General features: G+C 68.2%; 19 protein-coding genes. 16 read left to right on the top strand and 3 right to left on the bottom strand.

Annotated features, from left to right (window positions below; genetic code table 11):
• Nucleotides 1–25 precede the first annotated feature (25 nt).
• Entirely contained in the window at nt 26–463 is a 438-nt protein-coding gene (locus K7711_RS43060; protein WP_222978198.1) for a MarR family winged helix-turn-helix transcriptional regulator, read from the top strand.
• A gap of 114 nt (nt 464–577) precedes the next feature.
• A complete protein-coding gene (locus K7711_RS43055) occupies nt 578–1,555 on the top strand; it encodes an aldo/keto reductase (protein WP_222978197.1) in 978 nt (325 codons plus the stop codon).
• A gap of 25 nt (nt 1,556–1,580) precedes the next feature.
• Here K7711_RS43055 and K7711_RS43050 read toward each other — a convergent pair whose 3' ends face one another.
• Nucleotides 1,581–1,991 carry a PASTA domain-containing protein gene (locus tag K7711_RS43050; protein ID WP_222978195.1) on the bottom strand — a complete coding sequence of 137 codons (411 nt, stop codon included), beginning with the start codon at nt 1,989–1,991 and terminating at the stop codon, nt 1,581–1,583.
• Between the two features lie 516 nt (nt 1,992–2,507).
• Nucleotides 2,508–2,936 (bottom strand): CBS domain-containing protein, encoded by a 429-nt coding sequence (locus tag K7711_RS43045; protein ID WP_222978193.1) that lies wholly within the window; start codon nt 2,934–2,936, stop codon nt 2,508–2,510.
• 133 nt (nt 2,937–3,069) lie between these two features.
• On the opposite strand from K7711_RS43045, the gene K7711_RS43040 reads away from it, so the two are divergent.
• From K7711_RS43040 to nuoN, 14 genes are all read left to right on the top strand, one after another.
• The gene (locus tag K7711_RS43040) at nt 3,070–3,489 is read left to right on the top strand and encodes an Rv3143 family two-component system response regulator (RefSeq protein WP_222978191.1); all 420 of its coding nucleotides are present in this window, start codon (nt 3,070–3,072) and stop codon (nt 3,487–3,489) included.
• Nucleotides 3,490–3,839: 350 nt separating this feature from the next.
• On the top strand, nt 3,840–4,220 hold the full coding sequence (locus tag K7711_RS43035; RefSeq protein WP_222978189.1) for an NADH-quinone oxidoreductase subunit A: 381 nt from the start codon (nt 3,840–3,842) through the stop codon (nt 4,218–4,220).
• 118 nt (nt 4,221–4,338) lie between these two features.
• Complete coding sequence (locus K7711_RS43030; protein WP_067674818.1) at nt 4,339–4,893, top strand: NuoB/complex I 20 kDa subunit family protein; 555 nt, start codon at nt 4,339–4,341, stop codon at nt 4,891–4,893.
• Nucleotides 4,890–5,657 (top strand): NADH-quinone oxidoreductase subunit C, encoded by a 768-nt coding sequence (locus K7711_RS43025; RefSeq protein ID WP_222978187.1) that lies wholly within the window; start codon nt 4,890–4,892, stop codon nt 5,655–5,657. Before K7711_RS43030 ends, K7711_RS43025 begins: the two co-directional genes overlap by 4 nt.
• Nucleotides 5,657–6,979, top strand: a complete 1,323-nt coding sequence (nuoD, locus tag K7711_RS43020) for an NADH dehydrogenase (quinone) subunit D (RefSeq protein ID WP_222978185.1) — start codon at nt 5,657–5,659, stop codon at nt 6,977–6,979. The genes K7711_RS43025 and nuoD overlap by 1 nt, the downstream gene beginning before the upstream one ends.
• Nucleotides 6,976–7,701: an NADH-quinone oxidoreductase subunit NuoE gene (gene nuoE / locus K7711_RS43015; protein ID WP_222978176.1), complete on the top strand. Its 726-nt coding sequence runs from the start codon at nt 6,976–6,978 to the stop codon at nt 7,699–7,701. Before nuoD ends, nuoE begins: the two co-directional genes overlap by 4 nt.
• The gene (gene nuoF, locus K7711_RS43010; protein WP_222978174.1) at nt 7,698–9,035 is read left to right on the top strand and encodes an NADH-quinone oxidoreductase subunit NuoF; all 1,338 of its coding nucleotides are present in this window, start codon (nt 7,698–7,700) and stop codon (nt 9,033–9,035) included. The genes nuoE and nuoF overlap by 4 nt, the downstream gene beginning before the upstream one ends.
• Nucleotides 9,032–11,479: an NADH-quinone oxidoreductase subunit G gene (locus K7711_RS43005; RefSeq protein ID WP_222978172.1), complete on the top strand. Its 2,448-nt coding sequence runs from the start codon at nt 9,032–9,034 to the stop codon at nt 11,477–11,479. Before nuoF ends, K7711_RS43005 begins: the two co-directional genes overlap by 4 nt.
• On the top strand, nt 11,472–13,310 hold the full coding sequence (gene nuoH / locus K7711_RS48160) for an NADH-quinone oxidoreductase subunit NuoH (RefSeq protein WP_222978170.1): 1,839 nt from the start codon (nt 11,472–11,474) through the stop codon (nt 13,308–13,310). The genes K7711_RS43005 and nuoH overlap by 8 nt, the downstream gene beginning before the upstream one ends.
• A gap of 61 nt (nt 13,311–13,371) precedes the next feature.
• Complete coding sequence (locus tag K7711_RS42995; RefSeq protein WP_222978168.1) at nt 13,372–14,244, top strand: NADH-quinone oxidoreductase subunit J; 873 nt, start codon at nt 13,372–13,374, stop codon at nt 14,242–14,244.
• A gap of 16 nt (nt 14,245–14,260) precedes the next feature.
• A complete protein-coding gene (nuoK, locus tag K7711_RS42990; protein ID WP_222978166.1) occupies nt 14,261–14,560 on the top strand; it encodes an NADH-quinone oxidoreductase subunit NuoK in 300 nt (99 codons plus the stop codon).
• Nucleotide 14,561: 1 nt separating this feature from the next.
• On the top strand, nt 14,562–16,451 hold the full coding sequence (gene nuoL / locus K7711_RS42985) for an NADH-quinone oxidoreductase subunit L (protein ID WP_222978164.1): 1,890 nt from the start codon (nt 14,562–14,564) through the stop codon (nt 16,449–16,451).
• Nucleotides 16,452–16,515: 64 nt separating this feature from the next.
• Nucleotides 16,516–18,171, top strand: coding sequence for an NADH-quinone oxidoreductase subunit M (locus tag K7711_RS42980; RefSeq protein WP_222978162.1), 1,656 nt, complete (start codon nt 16,516–16,518; stop codon nt 18,169–18,171).
• Nucleotides 18,168–19,793 carry an NADH-quinone oxidoreductase subunit NuoN gene (gene nuoN, locus K7711_RS42975; RefSeq protein ID WP_308015205.1) on the top strand — a complete coding sequence of 542 codons (1,626 nt, stop codon included), beginning with the start codon at nt 18,168–18,170 and terminating at the stop codon, nt 19,791–19,793. The genes K7711_RS42980 and nuoN overlap by 4 nt, the downstream gene beginning before the upstream one ends.
• Before the next feature lie 11 nt (nt 19,794–19,804).
• On the opposite strand, the gene K7711_RS42970 is transcribed toward nuoN, so the two are convergent.
• Nucleotides 19,805–20,614, bottom strand: coding sequence for an alpha/beta fold hydrolase (locus K7711_RS42970; protein WP_222978160.1), 810 nt, complete (start codon nt 20,612–20,614; stop codon nt 19,805–19,807).
• Nucleotides 20,615–20,702: the final 88 nt, after the last annotated feature.

Below are 20,702 nucleotides of genomic sequence, written 5' to 3'. Positions count from 1 at the left end.
CGAGCCGGGTAGGAACGAGGATCGGATGATTCAGCAGCACAGTGCCGAACGTCTGGCCGAGGCGGCCGATGCGTATCTGGCCGTCGGCCGGATCACCCGGCTGCTGCGCCGCGCCGGGGACACCGGCGCACTGAGCCCCGGCTCCGCCGCGGCCCTGGGCACCCTGGTGCGGTGCGGGCCGATGCGCCTGGGCGATCTCGCCGCCGCCGAACGCGTCACCGCACCCACCATGTCCCGCATCATCACCCAGCTCGAGAAGGGCGGGTACGTCCAGCGCGCCCCCGACCCGATCGACGGCCGCGCGCACGTCCTGTCGGCCACCGGACCGGCCCAGGACATGGTCAACGGCCTGACCTCCGCGCGCATCCAGCGCTTCGCCGACGTACTGGATCACCTGCACGACGACGAACGCCGCATCCTGGCGACCACCCTGACCAGGATCGTGGATCTGCTCGACGAGTGAGCGGACACGGCATCGGAAAACCGATTTGACCTGGAGTGCGCTCCAGCACCTAGCGTCGTCGGTGGTGAGCGTGACTCACCTGCCAATTCCGGTGTTCCTCAGGAGGATCCAGCCATGATCGCGACCCGCACACTCGGAGAACTCACCGTCGGCGCCCAGGGCCTGGGCTGCATGGGTATGAGCCAGGCCTACGGCGTGCGCGACGACGACACCGAATCCATCGCCACCATCCATCGCGCACTCGAACTCGGTGTCACCCTGCTGGACACCGCGAACGTCTACGGCCCGGGAACCAACGAGGAACTCGTCGGCCGCGCCATCGCCGGACGCCGCGACCAGGTGGTCCTGGCCACCAAATTCGGCATCGTGTGGGGTGAGAACGGCACGATGAGCGCCCGCGGCGACGCCGCCTACGTCAAACAGTGCTGCGAGGAGTCCCTGACCCGCCTCGGAGTCGATCACATCGACCTGTACTACCAGCACCGCGTCGATCCGAACGTCCCGATCGAGGAGACCTGGGGCGCGCTGGCCGAACTGGCCGCCGCAGGCAAGATCCGGTACGCCGGAATCTCCGAGGCCGCCGCGGACACCATCCGCCGCGCCCACGCCGTGCACCCGGTGACCGCGCTGCAGAGCGAATGGTCGCTGTGGACCCGCGAGATCGAGGACGAAGTGGTGCCGGTGTGCCGCGAACTGGGCATCGGCATCGTGCCGTTCTCCCCGCTGGGGCGCGGCCTGCTCACCGGCGCGATCACCTCCGCCGAGGAGCTGCCCGCAGACGACATGCGCCGCGGTATGCCGCGTTTTGCCGAGGGCAACCTGGACCGCAACCTGGCGATCGTCACCGCGTTGCGCACCCTGGCCGAGGAGAAGGGCTGCACCGCAGGACAATTGGCGCTGGCCTGGGTGCAGAGCCGGGGCGCGGACGTGGTCCCGATCCCGGGCACCAAGCGCCGCACCTACCTCGAGCAGAACGTCGCCGCGACCGAGATCACCCTCACGCCTGAGGAACTGGCCCGCATCGAGGACGTCACCGCGGACGTCGCCGGGGCCCGCTACCCCGAACGGTTCGCCCGCGTCGTGGGCAGGTAATCCCGCGCGAGGTCACCGCGGCCGGTCAGTTGTGCTGCGCCGCGGTGACTTTCAGCGTGATCGGGGTTTGCGCGGTGACCGAGGTGCCCGCCGCCGGGGACTGCGAGGCCACCGTCCAGGGCTTGGTCATCCCGGCCGCGTCGTGCATGACGTCGGTGCCGTCCGGCGCGGTGATCGCGGTGATGTTGTAGCACAGGCCCGCACCGACCACCATCTCGCCCAGCGCCTTACCGTGGAAGTCCGGCAGCTTCTGCGGCCAGGTCTGGCTGCTGCACTGCTGTGCCGCGGACTGCGCGGAACTCGGCGCGGCCTCCGGCGAACTCACCGCCGAGGACGCCGATGCCGCGTTCGAGCCGTCCGAACCTCCCGAGGAACCGCACGCGCCACACGCGAGGGCAGCGGCCAGGGTCAACACGGTGATCGCGGTGCGACGCATAGAGTTTCCTTCAGGACAAGGGCCGGGCACCCCGGCCGCCGTAGCGGTGCGTCACAGACCCTAATACGCGCGGCGAGGGCGGCATCGATCGGTCCGGGCCACGCGCGTGAGCGGTGAACTTCCGCAGCGGCAAGCACATCCGCGCGCACGCGCCGGAAATTCGATGACGAAATCAGGTGCAGACCGGTCGGATTGCCTCGAATTGTCTTTTACGACCGGAAATTTCCGGCCGTGACGGCGGCCTGTCGGGTACGGGTGAGTTTCGCGCCACGACGTGGTATCGGGTGGTGAGGTCCGAGGGTTTCGGCGCATCCCGGACCCCACCCGATCAGCGGTGCTTCGACCGCGAGCTTGGTATCGGCGAATAGCCCACCGAAAGTCTGCCTCGAATTCCATCGGCGCGCAGGCATTTTCTGTTACGAACCGATGAAAATCCGCACAGCGGTATTTCCGGACCGCCGAATTCGACCGTCGCACCTACGGTGTCGCGCGGTACCGCAGCGCATTCCGCGCGAGTCAGCCCTGCAGATAGTGCTCGAGATGCTCGCGCTCGGTCTCCAGTTCGGAGATCGCGTTCTTGACCACGTCACCGATGCTCACGATCCCCACCATCTGCCCGTTCTGCACCACCGGCAGATGACGGATGCGATGTTCGGTCATCGTCGAGCGCAGGCTCTCCACCCGATCCGCCGGTGAGCAGGTGTGCACCACCATCGTCATGATGTCCTGCACCGGAGATTCCAGCAGCGCAGCGCCCATCGCGTGCAGGCGCCGCACGACGTCGCGCTCGGAGACGATGCCATCCATCGCCAGCCCGTCGCCCGAGACCACCACCGCCCCGACATTGTGCTCGGCCAGCACCCCCAGCAGTTCGGCGACCGTGGCCTGCGGCCCGATCGTGACCACCTCGGCGCCCTTCTTGCGCAGAACCTCCGAAATTCGCATCGCCCTTCACCACCTCGTCGGCCACCCCGCTACTCAGGATCTCGCGTTTCGCCGCCGATGACCAGCACGGATTCATACCGGGACGCACCGAGTGCGGCGAACCTGCCACGCCCGGACGGTCTGCGGACGTACCATGCCGAACGTGGCCGAAGCAAACCGTCCCGCGGTGCTGCGGGTTCTCGTGTACAGCAGCGATTCCGATACTCGCCGCCAGGTGATGCTCGCCCTGGGGCGCCATCCGCACCCCGATCTGCCACCGCTCGAGTACCTCGAGGTGGCCACCGCGCCGGTGGTCGTGGACCGGCTCGACACCGGCGGTATCGACCTGGCCATCCTGGACGGCGAGGCCGCCCCCACCGGCGGACTCGGTCTGGCCAAGCAGCTCAAGGACGAGGTCGAGCCCTGCCCGCCGATCCTCGTGCTCACCGGCCGCCCCGACGACGCCTGGCTGGCGAACTGGTCGCGCGCCGAGGCCGCGGTCCCGCATCCGATCGACCCGTTCCGGCTCACCGAAGCCGTGGTCGGCCTGCTGCGCAACTCCGAAGCCGCCTGAACCCGGCACCCAAGAATCCCGTTCTCCCCGAACGCCCGCACTCCCTCGGAGGCGGGCGTTCGGCGCGCCCGGCAAATCCGATCATTACGCCGTTTCGGTCATAAGTGACAGTTCTGAATTCGATCAAACACGGCTGCGAATCGGCACGCATTGAGAAGGAACGGTTGTAGGCTGTGCTGTAGCTCACACGAGTGCGGGCGTTGGTATGAGTACCCGCCCAAGTCAGGTCCCTCACCCGTCCGCGCTCGCGACCGAGTGCGCCCTGGGGGCGAGACTGGCCCGGCAGACGACGATGTCAGCCCCGCCTCGGCTGCTGCCGTCCGAGGATACGGAGAAGGGGTTGTGCAGTTGTGAATAACGAAGTTCCCACACTCGTTCTCGGCGCGATCGCTGCGGCGTTCGCGGTGGGGTCGATCCTGCTCGCGGCCCTGATCGGCCCCAAACGCCGCAACCGAGCCAAGCTCGAACCCTACGAGTGCGGTATCGAACCCACCCCCCACGCCGTGGCCGGCGGTCCCGGAAACGCTGCCGGACAACGCTTTCCGGTCAAGTACTACCTGACCGCGATGCTGTTCATCATCTTCGACATCGAGATCGTGTTCCTGTATCCGTGGGCGGTCCACTTCGACGCGCTGGGCCTGTTCGGCCTGGCCGCGATGGCGCTGTTCATCGTCAACGTCTCCATCGCCTACGCCTACGAATGGCGGCGCGGCGGCCTGAGCTGGGACTGATCCGGCGTCACCGAGCAACACGATCACCGAGGTACACCACCAAGCACACGGAACGGCAAACCCGCCTCCGGTCCGTACCGGAGCGAGGGTTTCGAGGACGGAAGCGAGTCGGTCCGAGATGGGTCTGGAAGAGAAACTGCCCAGCGGATTCCTGCTGAGCACGGTCGAACAGTTCGCCGGATATCTGCGCAAGGGCTCGCTGTGGCCCGCGACGTTCGGGCTGGCGTGCTGTGCGATCGAGATGATGGCCACCGGCGCGGGCCGATTCGACAGCGCCCGATTCGGGATGGAGGTGTTCCGCGCCTCGCCCCGGCAGGCCGATCTGATGATCGTGGCCGGTCGGGTCAGCCAGAAGATGGCCCCGGTGCTACGCCAGGTCTACGACCAGATGACCGAGCCCAAATGGGTTCTGGCCATGGGCGTGTGCGCCTCCTCGGGCGGGATGTTCAACAACTACGCCGTCGTGCAGGGCGTGGATCACGTTGTGCCCGTGGACATCTACCTGCCCGGCTGCCCGCCCCGCCCGGAGATGCTGCTGCACGCGATCCTCACCCTGCACGAGAAGATCCAGCACATGCCCCTCGGGGTCAACCGCGAGGAGGCCGTGCGCGCCGCCGAGGCCGCGGCCCTGGCGGTCACCCCGACCATCCAACTCAAGGGGCTGTTGCGATGACCTTCGACTCCCCCGGCACCAGCGAGCGCACACCGGAGGCCGCGGTGAACGACACCCCGTCCAGCACAGAACGATCCGAGCCCACCCCCACACCCCAGCCCGAACCCGCCGACGAGGTGATCGGCGTGCGGCGCGGCATGTTCGGAGTCACCGGCAGCGGTGACACCTCCGGCTACGGCCGCCTCATCCGCACCCTGAGCCTGCCCGGCAGCACACCCCCGCCCTACGGCGGCTACTTCGACGAGCTGATCGACCAGCTACGGCACGCGTTGTCCGACGAAGGTTTCACCGCCGCGATCGAGAAGGTCGTGGTCTTCCGCGACGAGCTGACCCTGCACGTGCGCCGCGAACGCCTGCCCGCCCTCGCACAAGCCCTGCGCGATGCGGCCCCGCTGCGTTTCGAACTGTGCCTGGGCGTGAGCGGAGCACACTATCCCGACGACGCCGGGCGCGAACTGCACGCGGTCTACCACCTGATGTCGATCACCCACAACCGGCGACTGCGCGTGGAAGTGGCCGCGCCCGACGACGATCCGCACATCCCCTCGCTGTATTCGGTGTATCCCACCACCGATTGGCATGAGCGGGAGACCTACGACTTCTTCGGCATCCTGTTCGACGGTCACCCCTCGTTGACCCGCATCGAGATGCCCGACGACTGGCGCGGACACCCCCAGCGCAAGGACTACCCGCTCGGCGGGATCCCGGTCGAGTACAAGGGCGCGCGCATCCCGCCGCCCGACGAGCGGAGGACGTACAACTGATGAGCGAGACCGAAACCCGGCGCGCGCAGCAGCCGGGAGAAACCACCATCACCGTCGTCGGGCAGGACTGGGACGACGTGCGCGAAGCCCTCGACGGCGCGGCCGAGGAACGCATCGTGGTCAACATGGGCCCGCAGCACCCCTCCACCCACGGTGTGCTGCGGCTGATCCTGGAGATCGAGGGCGAGACCGTTACCGAAGCCCGTTGTGGCATAGGCTATCTGCACACCGGCATCGAGAAGAGTCTCGAATTCCGCAGCTGGGTGCAGGGCGTCACGTTCGTCACCCGCATGGACTACCTCTCGCCGTTCTTCAACGAGACCGCCTACTGCCTGGCGGTGGAGAAACTGCTCGACATCACCGAGGCGATTCCCGAGCGCGTCAACGTGATCCGGGTGATGCTCATGGAGCTCAACCGGATCTCCTCGCATCTGGTGGCCCTGGCCACCGGCGGCATGGAACTGGGCGCGCTGACCCCGATGCTGTTCGGATTCCGTGAGCGCGAACTGATCCTGGACATCTTCGAGACCATCACCGGCCTGCGGATGAACCATGCCTACATCCGTCCCGGCGGCCTGGCCCAGGATCTGCCCGAGGACGGCGTGGCCAAGATCCGAGATCTGCTGGCGCTCATGCCGAAACGGCTGCGCGATATGGAACTGCTGCTCAACCAGAACCCCATCTGGAAGGCCCGCACCCGCGACGTCGGCTATCTGGATCTGGCCGGATGCATGGCCCTGGGCATCACCGGCCCGGTGCTGCGCGCCACGGGACTGCCGCACGATCTGCGGAAGTCCCAGCCGTACTGCGGATACGAGAACTACGAGTTCGACGTCATGACCGACACCGGCAGCGACTGCTACGGCCGCTACCTGATCCGGGTCAACGAGATGCGCGAATCGCTCAAGATCGTCGAGCAGTGCCTGGGCACGTTGCGGCCCGGCCCGATCATGGTGGAGGACAAGAAGATCGCCTGGCCCGCGGACCTGGCCCTGGGCCCGGACGGGCTGGGCAACTCCCCCGAGCACATCGGCACCATCATGGGCACCTCCATGGAGGCGCTGATCCACCACTTCAAACTCGTCACCGAGGGAATGCGGGTGCCGCCGGGACAGGTGTACTGCGCGGTCGAATCCCCGCGCGGCGAACTCGGCGTGCACATGGTCAGCGACGGCGGCACCCGTCCGCACCGGGTGCACTTCCGCGACCCCTCGTTCACGAATCTGCAGGCCGTGGCCGCGATGTGCGAAGGCGGCATGGTCGCCGACGTCATCGCGTCGGTGGCGAGTCTGGACCCGGTGATGGGCGGTGTGGACCGATGAGCCGAATCATGCTGAAACTGACCACCAAACCGATCCCGTATCCGGCCGAGGTGCACGACCGCCTGGCCGCGGACGCCAAGACCATCCTGGACTGCTATCCGCAGTCACGCTCGGCGCTGCTGCCGCTGCTGCATCTGGTGCAGAGCGTGGAGGGATACGTCTCGGGCACCGGAATCGGTTTCTGCGCAGAACAATTGGGGCTGACCGACGCCGAGGTGACCGCGGTGGCCACCTTCTATTCGATGTACCGCGGCAGCCCGACCGGGGACTACCACGTCGGGGTGTGCACCAACACGCTGTGCGCGGTGCTGGGCGGCGACGAGATCCTCGCTGCACTGCAGGAGCATCTGGGTGTGCGGCACGGGGAGACCACCACCGACGGCAGCATCACCCTCGAGCACATCGAATGCAACGCCGCCTGCGACTACGCACCGGTGCTGATGGTCAACTGGGAGTTCTTCGACAACCAGACTCCCGAATCCGCACGCGCCCTGATGGATTCGCTGCGCGCGGGCGAGCCGGTCACCGGAACCCGCAGCGGCCTGCCGGTGTGCACGTTTCGCGAGACCGCCCGCGTGCTGGCCGGATTCCCGGACGAACGTCCCGGAGCCACCGACGGCGAACCCGGCGCGCCCACCCTGGCCGGACTGCAGATCGCGCGCAGCATCGAACAATCACCGCCGCAGCATGATTCGGCCGCATCGAACGGGAGCGACCGGTGAGCCTGGTACCCGTACTGACCCGCTACTGGGACGAACCGCAGTCCTGGACGATGGACACCTACCGCCGCCACGACGGCTACCGCGCACTGTCCCAGGCACTGCGCATGGAACCGGACGAGGTCATCTCCACGGTCAAGGACTCCGGTTTGCGTGGACGCGGCGGCGCGGGCTTCCCCACCGGCATGAAATGGGGATTCATCCCGCAGGGCCCCGGCCCGGACGGCACGAGCAAACCGCACTATCTGGTCGTCAACGCCGACGAGTCCGAGCCGGGCACCTGCAAGGACATCCCGCTGATGCTGGCCACCCCGCACGTGCTCATCGAGGGCGTCATCATCGCGGCGTACGCGATCCGTGCGGCACAGGCGTTCATCTACGTGCGCGGTGAGGTCGTGCCCGTGCTGCGACGGTTGCAGGTCGCGGTCGCGGAAGCCTATGCTGCGGGCTACCTCGGACACGACATCCTCGGCTCGGGCTACGACCTGGACCTGATCGTGCACGCCGGTGCCGGGGCATACATCTGCGGTGAGGAAACCGCGCTGCTGGACTCGCTCGAGGGCCGCCGCGGCCAGCCCCGGCTGCGTCCGCCGTTCCCGGCCGTCGCGGGCCTGTACGCCTGCCCGACCGTGGTCAACAACGTCGAATCCATCGCCAGCGTCCCGGAGATCATCCGCAACGGCGTCGACTGGTTCCGCACCATGGGTTCCGAACGCTCGCCCGGATTCACCCTGTACTCGCTGTCCGGACACGTCACCCGGCCCGGCCAGTACGAGGCCCCGCTCGGTGTCACGCTGCGTGAGCTGCTCGGGTACGCGGGCGGCGTACGCGCCGGGCACACGCTGAAGTTCTGGACGCCCGGCGGATCGTCCACCCCGCTGTTCACCGCCGAACACCTGGACGTGCCACTGGACTACGAGAACGTCACCGCGGCCGGATCCATGTTGGGCACCAAGGCATTACAGATCTTCGACGACACCACCTGCGTCGTGCGGGCAGTGCTGCGCTGGACCGAGTTCTACGCCCACGAATCCTGCGGCAAATGCACGCCCTGTCGCGAGGGCACCTACTGGCTGGTGCAGCTGCTCGAACGCATCGAAACCGGGCAAGGCACCGGTACGGATCTGGACAAGCTCCTGGACATCGCCGACAACATCAACGGCAAGTCGTTCTGCGCCCTGGGCGACGGCGCGGCCAGCCCGATCTTCTCCTCCCTGAAGTACTTCCGCGAGGAATACGAGCAGCACCTGCGCGGCGGCTGCCCATTCGACCCGGCCCGCAGCACCGCGTGGGCCACCGCCGAGACCGCCATCGCCGAACGAGGAGGCACGCGATGACCGCCACGGTCCCCACCGACACCAGCGGCGTCACCCCCGCGGATCTGGTGAGCCTGACCATCGACGACACCACCCTCAGCGTGCCCGCCGGGACACTGCTGATCCGCGCCGCGGAACTGGTCGGCATCCAGATCCCCCGATTCTGCGACCATCCGCTGCTGGACCCTGTCGGCGCGTGCCGCCAATGCCTCGTCGAGGTCGAAGGGCAGCGAAAGCCGGTGGCGTCCTGCACGATTCCGGTCACCGAGGGCATGATCGTGCGCACCCAGCTCAGCTCCCCCGTCGCGCGCAAATCGCAGGAGGGGGTGATGGAACTGTTGCTGATCAACCATCCACTCGACTGCCCGGTGTGCGACAAGGGCGGGGAATGCCCGTTGCAGAACCAGGCGATGTCCACCGGACGCGCCGAATCCCGCTTCGAAGGCGTCAAACGTACGTATCCCAAACCGATTCCGCTCTCCAGCGCGGTGCTGCTGGATCGCGAACGGTGCGTGTTGTGTGCGCGCTGCACCCGCTTCTCCCAGCAGGTCGCCGGGGATCCGTTCATCGAGTTGATGGATCGCGGTGCGCTGCAACAGGTCGGCATCGCCGACGGTGAACCCCTGGACTCCTACTTCTCCGGCAACACCGTGCAGATCTGCCCGGTCGGCGCACTCACCGGCACCACCTACCGCTTCCGCGCCCGGCCCTTCGACCTGGTCTCCAGTCCCGCGGTGTGCGAGCACTGCGCCTCGGGCTGCGCCCAGCGCACCGACCACCGCCGCGGCACCGTGCTGCGTCGCCTGGCCGGTGACGATCCGCAGGTCAACGAGGAATGGAACTGCGACAAGGGCCGCTGGGCGTTCAGCTACGCCACTCAACCCGATCGCCTCACCACCCCGCTGGTGCGCGACTGGAACGGCACCCTGGCCCCGGCATCCTGGTCCGAGGCGCTGGCCCGCGCCGCGGAGGGGCTGGCCTCCGCGCACGGTAACGCCGGTGTGCTCGTCGGCGGCCGCAGCACCCTCGAGGACGCCTACGCGTATTCGAAATTCGCGCGAATCGCGTTGGACACCAACGATATCGACTTCCGGGCCCGCGCCCATTCGGCCGAGGAGACCCGGTTCCTGGCCGCCCGCATCGCCGGACAGGGCATGCGCGTGGACTACGCCGCCCTCGAGACCGCGCCGGTGGTGCTGCTGGCCGGATTCGAGCCCGAAGAGGAATCGCCGATGGTGTACGTGCGGCTGCGCAAAGCCGCACGTAAGCACGGACTTCCGGTGTACTCGCTGGCCGCGTACGCCTCGCGCGGGCTCGAACGGATGGCCGGCACGCTGATTTCCACGGTGCCCGGCGACGAGCCGCGCCTGCTCGAGGCGCTGCGCATCGGCGACGGTCCCGCCGAGCTCGACGCACCGGCCGAGCTGCTGCGCGTGCCCGGCGCGGTGATCCTGGCCGGGGAACGCCTGGCCACGGTCCCCGGCGCGCTCACCGCGATCGCCCGGCTCGCCGACGACACCGGAGCGGCACTGGCGTGGGTACCCCGGCGCGCGGGCGAGCGCGGCGCACTCGAGGCCGGAGCACTGCCCGGTCTGCTGCCCGGCGGACGCCCGGTCGCCGATTCCCGTGCCCGCCAACAGATCAAGACCGCGTGGGACCTGGACGAACTGCCCGCCGCACCCGGACGTGACACCGCCACCATCCTCGCCGACGCCGCCACACTCGGAGCACTGGTCGTGGGCGGAGTCGAGGTCGCCGACCTGCCCGACCCCCGCGCGGCACTCGCGGCCATCGACGCCGCCCGCTTCGTGGTGGCCCTGGAACTGCGCAGCAGCGAGATCACCGACCGCGCCGACGTTGTGTTCCCGGTCGCCACCGCCATGGAGAAGGCGGGCACCTTCCTGACCTGGGAGGGCCGCGCCCGCGAATTCGACGCCGCCCTCGCCGATCCCAGCGTGCGCCGGCAATCCGCGCCACTGGCCGACCATCGCGTCCTGCACGCCATCGCCGAGGAGATGGGCGTGCGGCTGGGCCTGCCCGATATCGCCTCGGCCCGTAGGGAATTGGCGAACCTCGGCACGTGGGACGGACCACCGGCCACCGGACCGGACACGATGCCCGAACCGGTCCCGGACCGCACACCCGGCACCGCGGTGCTGGCCGGATGGCGCATGCTGCTCGATCGCGGCCGCCTGCAGGACGGCGAAGCGAACCTCGCCGGAACCGCGCGCCCACCGGTGGTGCGGCTCTCGCACGACACCGCGGCCGCAATCGGGGCCGCCACAGGCGATCCGGTGCACGTGAGCACCGACCACGGCCACCTCACCCTGCCCCTGGTGGTCACCGAGATGCCCGACCGGGTGGTGTGGCTGCCGCTGAACTCACCGGGATCGTCGGTGTACGAACACCTCGCCGTCACCCCCGGGCGCCTGGTGCGGATCCGACGGGAGGACCACCGTGAATGAGCTCGTAGCCACATCGACCGCGGCGAGCACCGACCTCACCGCCTTCGGGCACGACCCGTGGTGGCTGGTGATCGTCAAATGCGTCGCGATCTTCATCTTCCTGCTGCTGATCCCGATGCTGGGCGTCTACGCCGAACGCAAGATCGTCGCGTTCATGCAGATGCGGGTGGGCCCGAACCGCGTCGGCCCCAACGGGACACTGCAGTCCATCGCCGACGGGGTCAAGATGCTCCTGAAGGAGGACATCGTCCCGGCCATCGTGGACAAGCCGATATTCATTCTCGCGCCGGTGATTTCGCTGATTCCGGCGGTGATGGCGTTCGCGGTGATGCCGTTCGGGCCGCAGGTGTCGATCTTCGGCACGCACACTCCGCTGCAACTGACCGATATGCCCGTCGGGGTGCTGTACATCCTGGCGATGGCCTCGGTCGGGGTCTACGGCATCGTGCTGGCCGGATGGGCCTCGGGTTCGACCTATCCGCTGCTGGGCGGGCTGCGCTCGACCGCGCAGGTGATCTCCTACGAGATCGCCATGGCCGCCTGCTTCGCCGCGGTGTTCCTGCTGACCGGCACCATGTCCACCTCCGGCATCGTCGCGTACCAGTTCGGCACCTGGAATGTGTTCCTGCTGCTGCCCTCGTTCGTGATCTACGCGGTCTCGATGGTCGGCGAGACCAACCGCGCCCCGTTCGACCTGCCCGAAGCCGAGGGCGAACTGGTCGGCGGATTCCACACCGAATACTCCTCGCTCAAATTCGCGATGTTCATGATGGCCGAGTACATCAACATGGGCACCGTCTCGGCGCTGGCGACCACGTTGTTCTTCGGCGGCTGGCACGCCCCGTTCCCGCTGAGCCTGTGGGCGGGCGCGAATTCGGGCTGGTGGCCACTGCTGTGGTTCACCGCGAAGGTGTGGGTGTTCCTGTTCGTATTCATCTGGCTGCGCGGCACGCTGCCGCGGCTGCGCTACGACCAGTTCATGAATCTGGGCTGGAAGCTGCTGATCCCGGCCTCGCTGCTGTGGGTGATGTTCGTGGCCGTACTGAAAGTGCTGCAGGACAACGGATATCACGTACAGACCGCCGGACTGGTGATCGGCGGCATCGTGCTGACCCTGCTGCTGCTCGCGGCGGTGGTGCGCGCCGGGCTGCGCGGAAACGACCGGCCCGCCCGCACCGAATCCGCGCATCCCGCACCGGAATACGCCGGATTCCCGGTCCCGCCGATGCCCACCACCCCACCCGCGCGCGGACCGAAACCCGGACTGCTCGAACCGTTCGGCGGCTTCGCGGTCACCTTCCTGACCATGTTCAAAAAGCCCAACACCGAGTTCTATCCCGAGGTCAAAGTCCCCACCGCGCCCCGCTATCACGGCCGTCACCAGCTCAACCGGCACCCCGACGGGCTGGAGAAATGCATCGGCTGCGAACTGTGCGCGTGGGCGTGCCCCGCGGATGCGATCTACGTCGAAGGCGCGGACAACACCGAGACCGAACGCTATTCCCCCGGCGAACGGTACGGCCGGGTCTACCAGATCAACTACCTGCGCTGCATCGGCTGCGGACTGTGCATCGAGGCGTGCCCCACCCGCGCGCTGACGATGACCAACGAATACGAACTCGCCGACGACAACCGCGCGGATCTGATCTACGAGAAGGACCGGCTGCTGGCCCCGCTCGAGCCCGGCATGACTCTCCCGCCGCACGCGATGGTCCCCGACACCACCGAGCAGGACTACTACCTCGGCACCGTCGATGTGCTCGGCAGTCTCGCCGCGGGACAGGACCCGAACCAGGCACCCACGGCTCACGCCGAAGGAGCCCTGCGGTGACTCCGGCGACACATCGCGGCGCAGCGGCTACACCGTGCACCGGACCCGAAGGAGGTTCGCGATGACCATCCTTGCGACACAACTGGTTTCGGCCACCCAGCAGATTCCGCTGGCCGCGCACCCGGTGCGCGCCTCCACCGGTGAAGCGGTGCTGTTCTGGGTGCTGGCGGTGGTCTCGGTCGTCGGCGCGGTCGGCATGGTGACCGCACGCAAGGCCGTGCATGCCGCGATGTGCCTGGCGGGCACCATGATCACCCTGTCGGTGTTCTACATCGCCGAGAACGCCCTGTTCCTGGGCGTGGTGCAGATCGTGGTCTACACCGGCGCGGTGATGATGCTGTTCCTGTTCGTGCTGATGCTCGTCGGAGTCGACTCCTCCGAATCGCTGCGCGAAACCTTGCGCGGGCACCGGATCGCGGTCCTGGTGGTCGGCATCGGCTTCGGGCTGATCCTGATCGCCGCGATCTCGCGCGGCATGCACGATCATTCGGTCGTCCGCACCGGACCCGGCTTCCCCCAGGACACCATCGGCGAGCTGGCCGAACTGATCTTCGTGCGGTACGTGTGGGCGTTCGAGCTCACCGGCGCACTGCTGATCACCGCCACCATCGGCGCGATGGTGCTCGCGCACCGTGAACGATTCGGGCCGCGCACCGACCAGCGCGAGATGTCCCAGCGCCGGGTGCGCCAAGGTGATCGGGTCACCCCGCTGCCGACCCCGGGCGTGTACGCCCGGCACAACGCGGTCGACGTGCCCGCCCGCCTGCCCGACGGCTCGTTCGCCGAACTGTCGGTCAGCACCGTGCTGCGCCACCGCCGCAACCGCGCCCACACCGAGGCCGCGGCCATCGGCGTGGGCCTGACCGACTCGGACGACAACGCCCGCCCCGCGAACGGGAACGGCTCCGGCAACGACGCCCCCACGCACGGCTGACCAGAAAGGCTCTGCGGTGAATCCGGACAACTACCTGTATCTCTCGGCTCTGCTGTTCACCATCGGCGCGGCCGGAGTTCTGGTGCGGCGCAACGCGATCGTGGTGTTCATGTGCATCGAGCTGATGCTCAACGCGGTGAACCTGGCCTTCGTGACCTTCGCTCGCGAACACGGCAACCTCGACGGTCAGGTCTTCGCCTTCTTCACGATGGTCGTGGCCGCGGCCGAGGTCGTCATCGGCCTGGCCATCATCATGACCATCTTCCGCGCCCGCCGCTCGACCTCGGTCGACGACGCCAACCTGCTGAAGTACTGATATGGATACCACGCAGATGTTGTGGCTCCTGCCCGCGATCCCGCTGGCCGGTGCGGTGATCCTGCTGCTGGCCGGGCGCGTGAGCAACGCCTGGGGACATTGGCTCGGCCTGCTCGCCGCACTGGGTTCGTTCGCGATCGCGGTGTGGGCCTTCGTCGATATGCTCGGCCGCTCCGATGCCACCCGCGCGGTCTCGCACGACTTCTTCAGCTGGGTGCCCGCGGCCGGACTGCAGGTGAACTTCACCCTGCAACTCGATCAGCTCTCGATCTGCTTCGCGCTGCTGATCACCGGCGTCGGATCGCTGATCCACCTGTACTCGGTCGGCTACATGGCGCACGATCCCGGGCGGCGGCGCTTCTTCGCCTACCTGAACCTGTTCCTGGCCGCGATGCTGGTGCTTGTCCTGGCGGGCAACTATCTGGTGTTGTATCTGGGCTGGGAGGGCGTGGGTCTGGCGTCCTACCTGCTGATCGGGTTCTGGTATCACAAGCCCTCGGCCGCGACCGCGGCCAAGAAGGCGTTCGTGGTCAACCGGGTCGGCGATATGGGCCTGGCGATCGCGTTGTTCGTCATGTTCGCCACCTTCGGCTCACTCGATTTCGGGCAGGTGTTCGGCGGTGCGCCGCACGCGGGACAGGGCACGCTCACCGCGATCGGGCTGTTGCTGCTGCTGGGCGCGTGCGGTAAATCCGCGCAGGTGCCGCTGCAGTCCTGGCTCGGGGACGCGATGGAAGGCCCGACCCCGGTCTCCGCGCTGATCCACGCCGCGACCATGGTCACCGCCGGGGTGTACCTGATCGCCCGCTCGCACGCCATCTTCGACCTCGCCCCCGGCGCCCGCGCGGGCGTGCTGATCGTGGGCGCGGTGACGTTGCTGTTCGGTGCGATCATCGGCTGCGCCAAGGACGACATCAAGAAGGCCCTGGCCGCCTCGACCATGAGCCAGATCGGGTACATGGTCCTGGCCGCGGGCCTGGGCCCGGCCGGATACGCGGTGGCGATCATGCATCTGCTCACCCACGGATTCTTCAAGGCCGGACTGTTCCTGGGCGCGGGATCGGTGATGCACGCGATGAACGACGAAACCGATATGCGCCGCTACGGCGGGCTGCGCGTGCTCATGCCGATCACCTTCGTCACCTTCGGCCTGGGGTACCTGGCGATCATCGGGGTGCCGCCGTTCGCGGGCTTCTTCTCCAAGGACCGCATCATCGAGGCCGCGTTCGGGTACGGCGGCGCGAGCGGAGTCACCCTCGGCGTCGCGGCGCTGCTGGGTGCGGGGATCACCGCGTTCTACATGACGCGGGTGATGCTGCTGACCTTCTTCGGCAAGCGCCGCTGGCAGCCCGAGACCCACCCGCACGAGTCACCCGTCGCCATGACCGGACCGATGATCGTGCTCGCGCTGGGTTCGATCTTCTCCGGCGGGGTGTTCGTGTTCGGGTCCTCGCTGCAGAACTGGCTCGAACCCGTTGTCGGACAGCGGCACTCCGAAGGCGGCATGCCCTCCTGGGTGGTCACGGTGCTCGCGCTGCTGGTCGTCGCGGCCGGTGTCGTGCTCGCCTACCGCCAGTACGGGCAACGTCCCGTCCCCGAAACCGCACCCGTGCCGGTGTCCGCGCTCACCGTCGCGGCCCGCCGCGACCTGTACGGCGACGCGGTCAACGAGGCCGCGTTCATGCGCCCGGGCGCCCGGTTGACCCGCTCGCTGGTGTTCCTGGACACCCGTGGCATCGACGGCCTGGTCAACTCCACGGCCACCGTCATCGGCGCGGCCTCCACCCGGATCCGGCGCGTGCAAACCGGTTTCGTGCGCTCGTACGCACTGTCCATGTTCGCCGGAGCGGCCGTGGTGATCGTGGCTCTGCTGGCGGTGAGCCTGATATGAGCGCCCCGTCCCTGTTCACCCGTGCGGCCCCGGTGGTCGCCGCCCTGCTCACGGTGAGGTCGATGTGAACTATCCCTGGCTGACAACTCTGTGGGTGCTGCCGCTGGTCGGCGCGATCGTGGTGGTGGCGGTGCCACGGGCATGGCGAACCGTGGCGCGGGCGACCGGGCTGGTGGTGGCGGTGGCCACGCTGGCGATCGCGATCGTGATCGCGGCACGGTTCACCCCCGGCGGACCGCAGTATCAGATGGTCGAATCACACCGGTGGATACCGGCTTTCGGGGCCGGATACACCCTCGGCCTCGACGGGATCGCCCTGGCGCTGGTGCTGCTGACCGCGGCGCTGGTGCCGCTGCTGATCGTGGCCGGATGGCGCGACGAGGACGAAGTCGGCGGCGGCCGCCGCGTGGCGCACATCTACGTCGCGCTGACGCTGGTGGTCGAGTCGATGGTGCTGGTGTCCTTCGTCTCGCTGGACATCCTGCTGTTCTACGTGTTCTTCGAGGTCATGCTGATCCCGATGTACTTCCTCATCGGCGGCTTCGGACCACAGGGTGCCGATCTCGAACTGCGCCGCGCCCGCTCGCGCGCGGCGGTGAAGTTCCTGCTGTACAACCTGTTCGGCGGATTGATCATGCTCGCCGCGGTGATCGGACTCTACGTACTCACCGCCCGCCAGCACCTCGGCGGAGCCGGCGGGACGTTCGATTTCCGGACCGTGGTCCAAGCCGCCGCGACCGGACAGCTGGGCGCAGGGCCCGCGGTCCTCAACGGGCTGTTCCTGGGATTCATGTTCGCGTTCGCGGTCAAGGCCCCGCTGTGGCCGCTGCACACCTGGCTGCCCGGGGCGGCGGTCTCGGCCACCCCCTCGAGCGCGGTGCTGATGATGGCGGTGGTCGACAAGGTCGGCACCTTCGGCATGCTGCGGTACTGCCTGCTGCTGTTCCCGCACGCCTCGAAAACCTATGCGCCACTGATCAGTGCGCTGGCCGTGGTCGGAATCGTGTACGGCGCAATCGTCGCGATCGGACAACGCGACGTGATGCGCCTGATCGCCTACACCTCCATCTCGCACTTCGGGTTCATCATCCTGGGCATCTTCGCGATGACCAACCAGAGCGGTTCGGGCGCGACGCTGTACATGGTCAACCACGGGATCTCCACCGCGGCACTATTCCTGATCGCCGGATTCCTGGTCTCGCGCAGGGGGACTCGCCTCATCGCCGACTTCGGCGGAGTGCAGAAGGTGGCACCGGTCCTGGCCGGGACGTTCCTGATCGCGGGCCTGGCCACCCTCTCGCTGCCGGGCCTGGCGCCGTTCGTCAGCGAATTCCTGGTCCTGGTGGGCACATTCACCCGATACCCGGTCGCGGCGATCTTCGCCACCAGCGCGCTGGTCCTGGCCGCGCTGTACGTGCTGTGGATGTACCAGCGGATGATGACCGGCCCGGTCAAGGAGGGCAACGAGCGGCTCCGAGATCTGCTGCCCCGCGAACTCGTCGTGGTAGTGCCGCTGATCGCGGCGCTGGTGTTCCTGGGCGCCTACCCGAAACCGCTCCTGGACCGGATCAATCCGGCCGTCGCGGGCACGCTCAGCACGATCGGGGCGCATGACCCCGCGCCCGCGGTGCCGCAGGCCACATCCGAGCACAGCAGATCCGCCGGAAGTCCTCGGTCGGCCACCGGACCGGCCGCCGCGAACGGAGGTACACACCCGTGAGTTCCCTTCTCGCCGCGACGGTTCCGGCGCCCTCGATCGAATACCGTGACCTGTCACCGATGCTCATAGTCTTCGGCGTCGCCGTCGTGGCGGTGCTGGTGGATGCGTTCGCACCCCGCTCGTGGCGCTACGCGCTGCAACTGCTGCTGGGCGCGGCCGGACTCGTGGTCGCCCTGGTCATGGTGATCAGCCTGGCCGGCACACACAGCACCGCCGTGGTCGGCGCGGTCGCCATCGACAACGTCACCCTCGTCCTGCAGGGCACGATCCTGGTGACCGCCCTGTTCGGCATGGCGCTGATGGCCGAACGCGGCATCGAACCCCGGCTGGGGCGCACACGCCGCGAGGGGCCGGGCACCTGGAGCCGCACCGCCGCCCTGGCCGCCGGGGCCCGGGTGCCGGTGGACGCCTTCACTCCGCAGGCTTCCGCGACGCCGGGCAGCTCGGACGAGATCGCCGCCGCGCGTGCGGGAATCACCACCACCGAGGTGTTCCCGCTGGCACTGTTCGCCGTCGGCGGGCTGATGCTGTTCCCGGCGTCCAACGATCTGCTGACCGCGTTCGTCGCGCTCGAGGTGCTCTCGCTGCCGCTGTATCTGCTGTGCGGGCTCGCACGCCGTCGCAGACTGCTCTCGCAGGAGGCGGCGCTGAAATACTTCCTGCTCGGCGCGTTCTCCTCGGCGTTCTTCCTGTACGGGATGGCGCTGCTGTACGGCTACGCCGGAACCGTGCGGTTCGCGGGCATCGCCGACGCGGTGGGCCGGGACTCGGGTTCGAAAACCCTTGCGGTACTAGGTCTTGCGATGCTCGCGGTCGGGCTGCTGTTCAAGATCGGCGCGGTGCCGTTCCAGTCCTGGGTGCCCGATGTGTACCAGGGTGCGCCGACCTCGGTGACCGCGTTCATGGCCGCGGGCACCAAGATCGCGGCCGTCGGTGTGCTGCTGCGCGTGCTGATGGTCGCGGTGCCGGGGCTGGGCCAGACGTGGCGGCCGATCCTGGCCGCGGTCGCGGTGGCCACCATGGCCGTCGGCGCGGTCATGGCGATCACCCAGACCGACGTCAAACGCATGCTCGCCTATTCCTCGATCGCGCACGCCGGATTCATCCTGGTCGCGCTGGTCGCGGCGAACAGCGAAGGCGTGTCCTCGGTGCTGTTCTATCTGATCGCCTACGGCCTGAGCACCACCGGCGCGTTCGCGGTGGTGACGCTGGTGCGCGACCGGGTCGGCGACGAGGCCACCGCGATGTCGGCGTGGGCCGGGCTGGGACGCCGGTCCCCGTGGCTGGCCTCGATTTTCGCGCTGTTCCTGCTCTCGTTCGCGGGCATTCCGCTCACCAGCGGGTTCGTCAGCAAGTTCGCGGTGTTCCAGGCCGCGGCGACCGGCGGCTACGCGTGGCTGGTCATCGTGGGCGTGGTGTGCAGCGCGATCGCCGCCTACTTCTACATCCGGGTCATCGTGCTGATGTTCTTCACCGACCCGCCCGAGGACGCCCCGCAGATCGTGGCGCCGCCGATCACCAGCACGGTGGTCGCGCTCACCGCCGCGGCGACCCTGGTACTGGGCATCCTGCCGCAATCGGTGCTCGATATCGCCGATCGCGCAACACAATTCGTGCGCTGATCCCCCGACCCTCAGCCCACGACCTCGCGCAGCCGGGCGGCGAACACGGCGGGATTCTCCAGGAATCCGACGTGGCCGCCGGGGAACCGGGTCGGTTCGACGCCGAGTTCGGCGCCCAGTGCGCGGGAGGTTCGATCGCAGAACACACCCGCGGACGCCTCGCCGATACCGATGACGAGCCGGTCCCGCACGGCGCGCAGGGCGTCCAGGTCGGGCTGCCAGCCCGAGGTGCCCTCCAGCTCGTGCAGGTAGAAGTAGCGGTCGTTGGCGATGTCCGCGGGCGTCCGGTTCCCGAACATCTGCTGGAATCGGTCCTCGGGAAGTTCGAGTTCGGCGTAGGAGAAGAACTTTCGGATCCCGGCGATCTCGTCCTCGCGGAAGGTGGCCACGATGTCCTTGCGCCGGGCACGCATGGGGAGCCGCTCGTCCAGTAGTTCGGCCAGCGGCGGCTCGTGCGCCACGGCGAGGGACACCAGCTCCGGGGCGGACTGCAGCAGCGCCAGGGTGGTGATCGCGCCGCCGGAGGATCCGAGTACGACGGCGGGTCCGGCGGCGATGTGCCGCAACAACCGAGCCAGATCCTGCGCGCGCAGCTCGGGGGTCGAATCGGCTTCCGGATCGTGCAGCGCACTGCCGAAATGCCCGCGCGGATCGGTGGTCAGCACGGTGTACTCACCTGCCAGCTGATCGGCCAGACCCGCGAACGGCGCGGCGTGCATCGGCGAACCCACCAGCGCCACGAGCGGTCCGGCGCCGCGCAGTTCGTAGTACAGCCGTACATCAGGCGCGGCGAGGGTGCCCGCGGTGACGGGAATGCTCATCGGATCCTCCAAGAGATCGAACCGGTCCTCGATGTGGACTCCCCCAGTCTCCGGAATTCATCGGCGTGGTCCACCGAGACTTCCGGTC

The sequence above is a fragment of the Nocardia coffeae genome (genome assembly GCF_019890715.1).
Classification (GTDB): Bacteria; Actinomycetota; Actinomycetes; order Mycobacteriales; family Mycobacteriaceae; genus Nocardia; species Nocardia jiangxiensis.
This window is presented reverse-complemented; position numbering and strand designations above follow the sequence as displayed.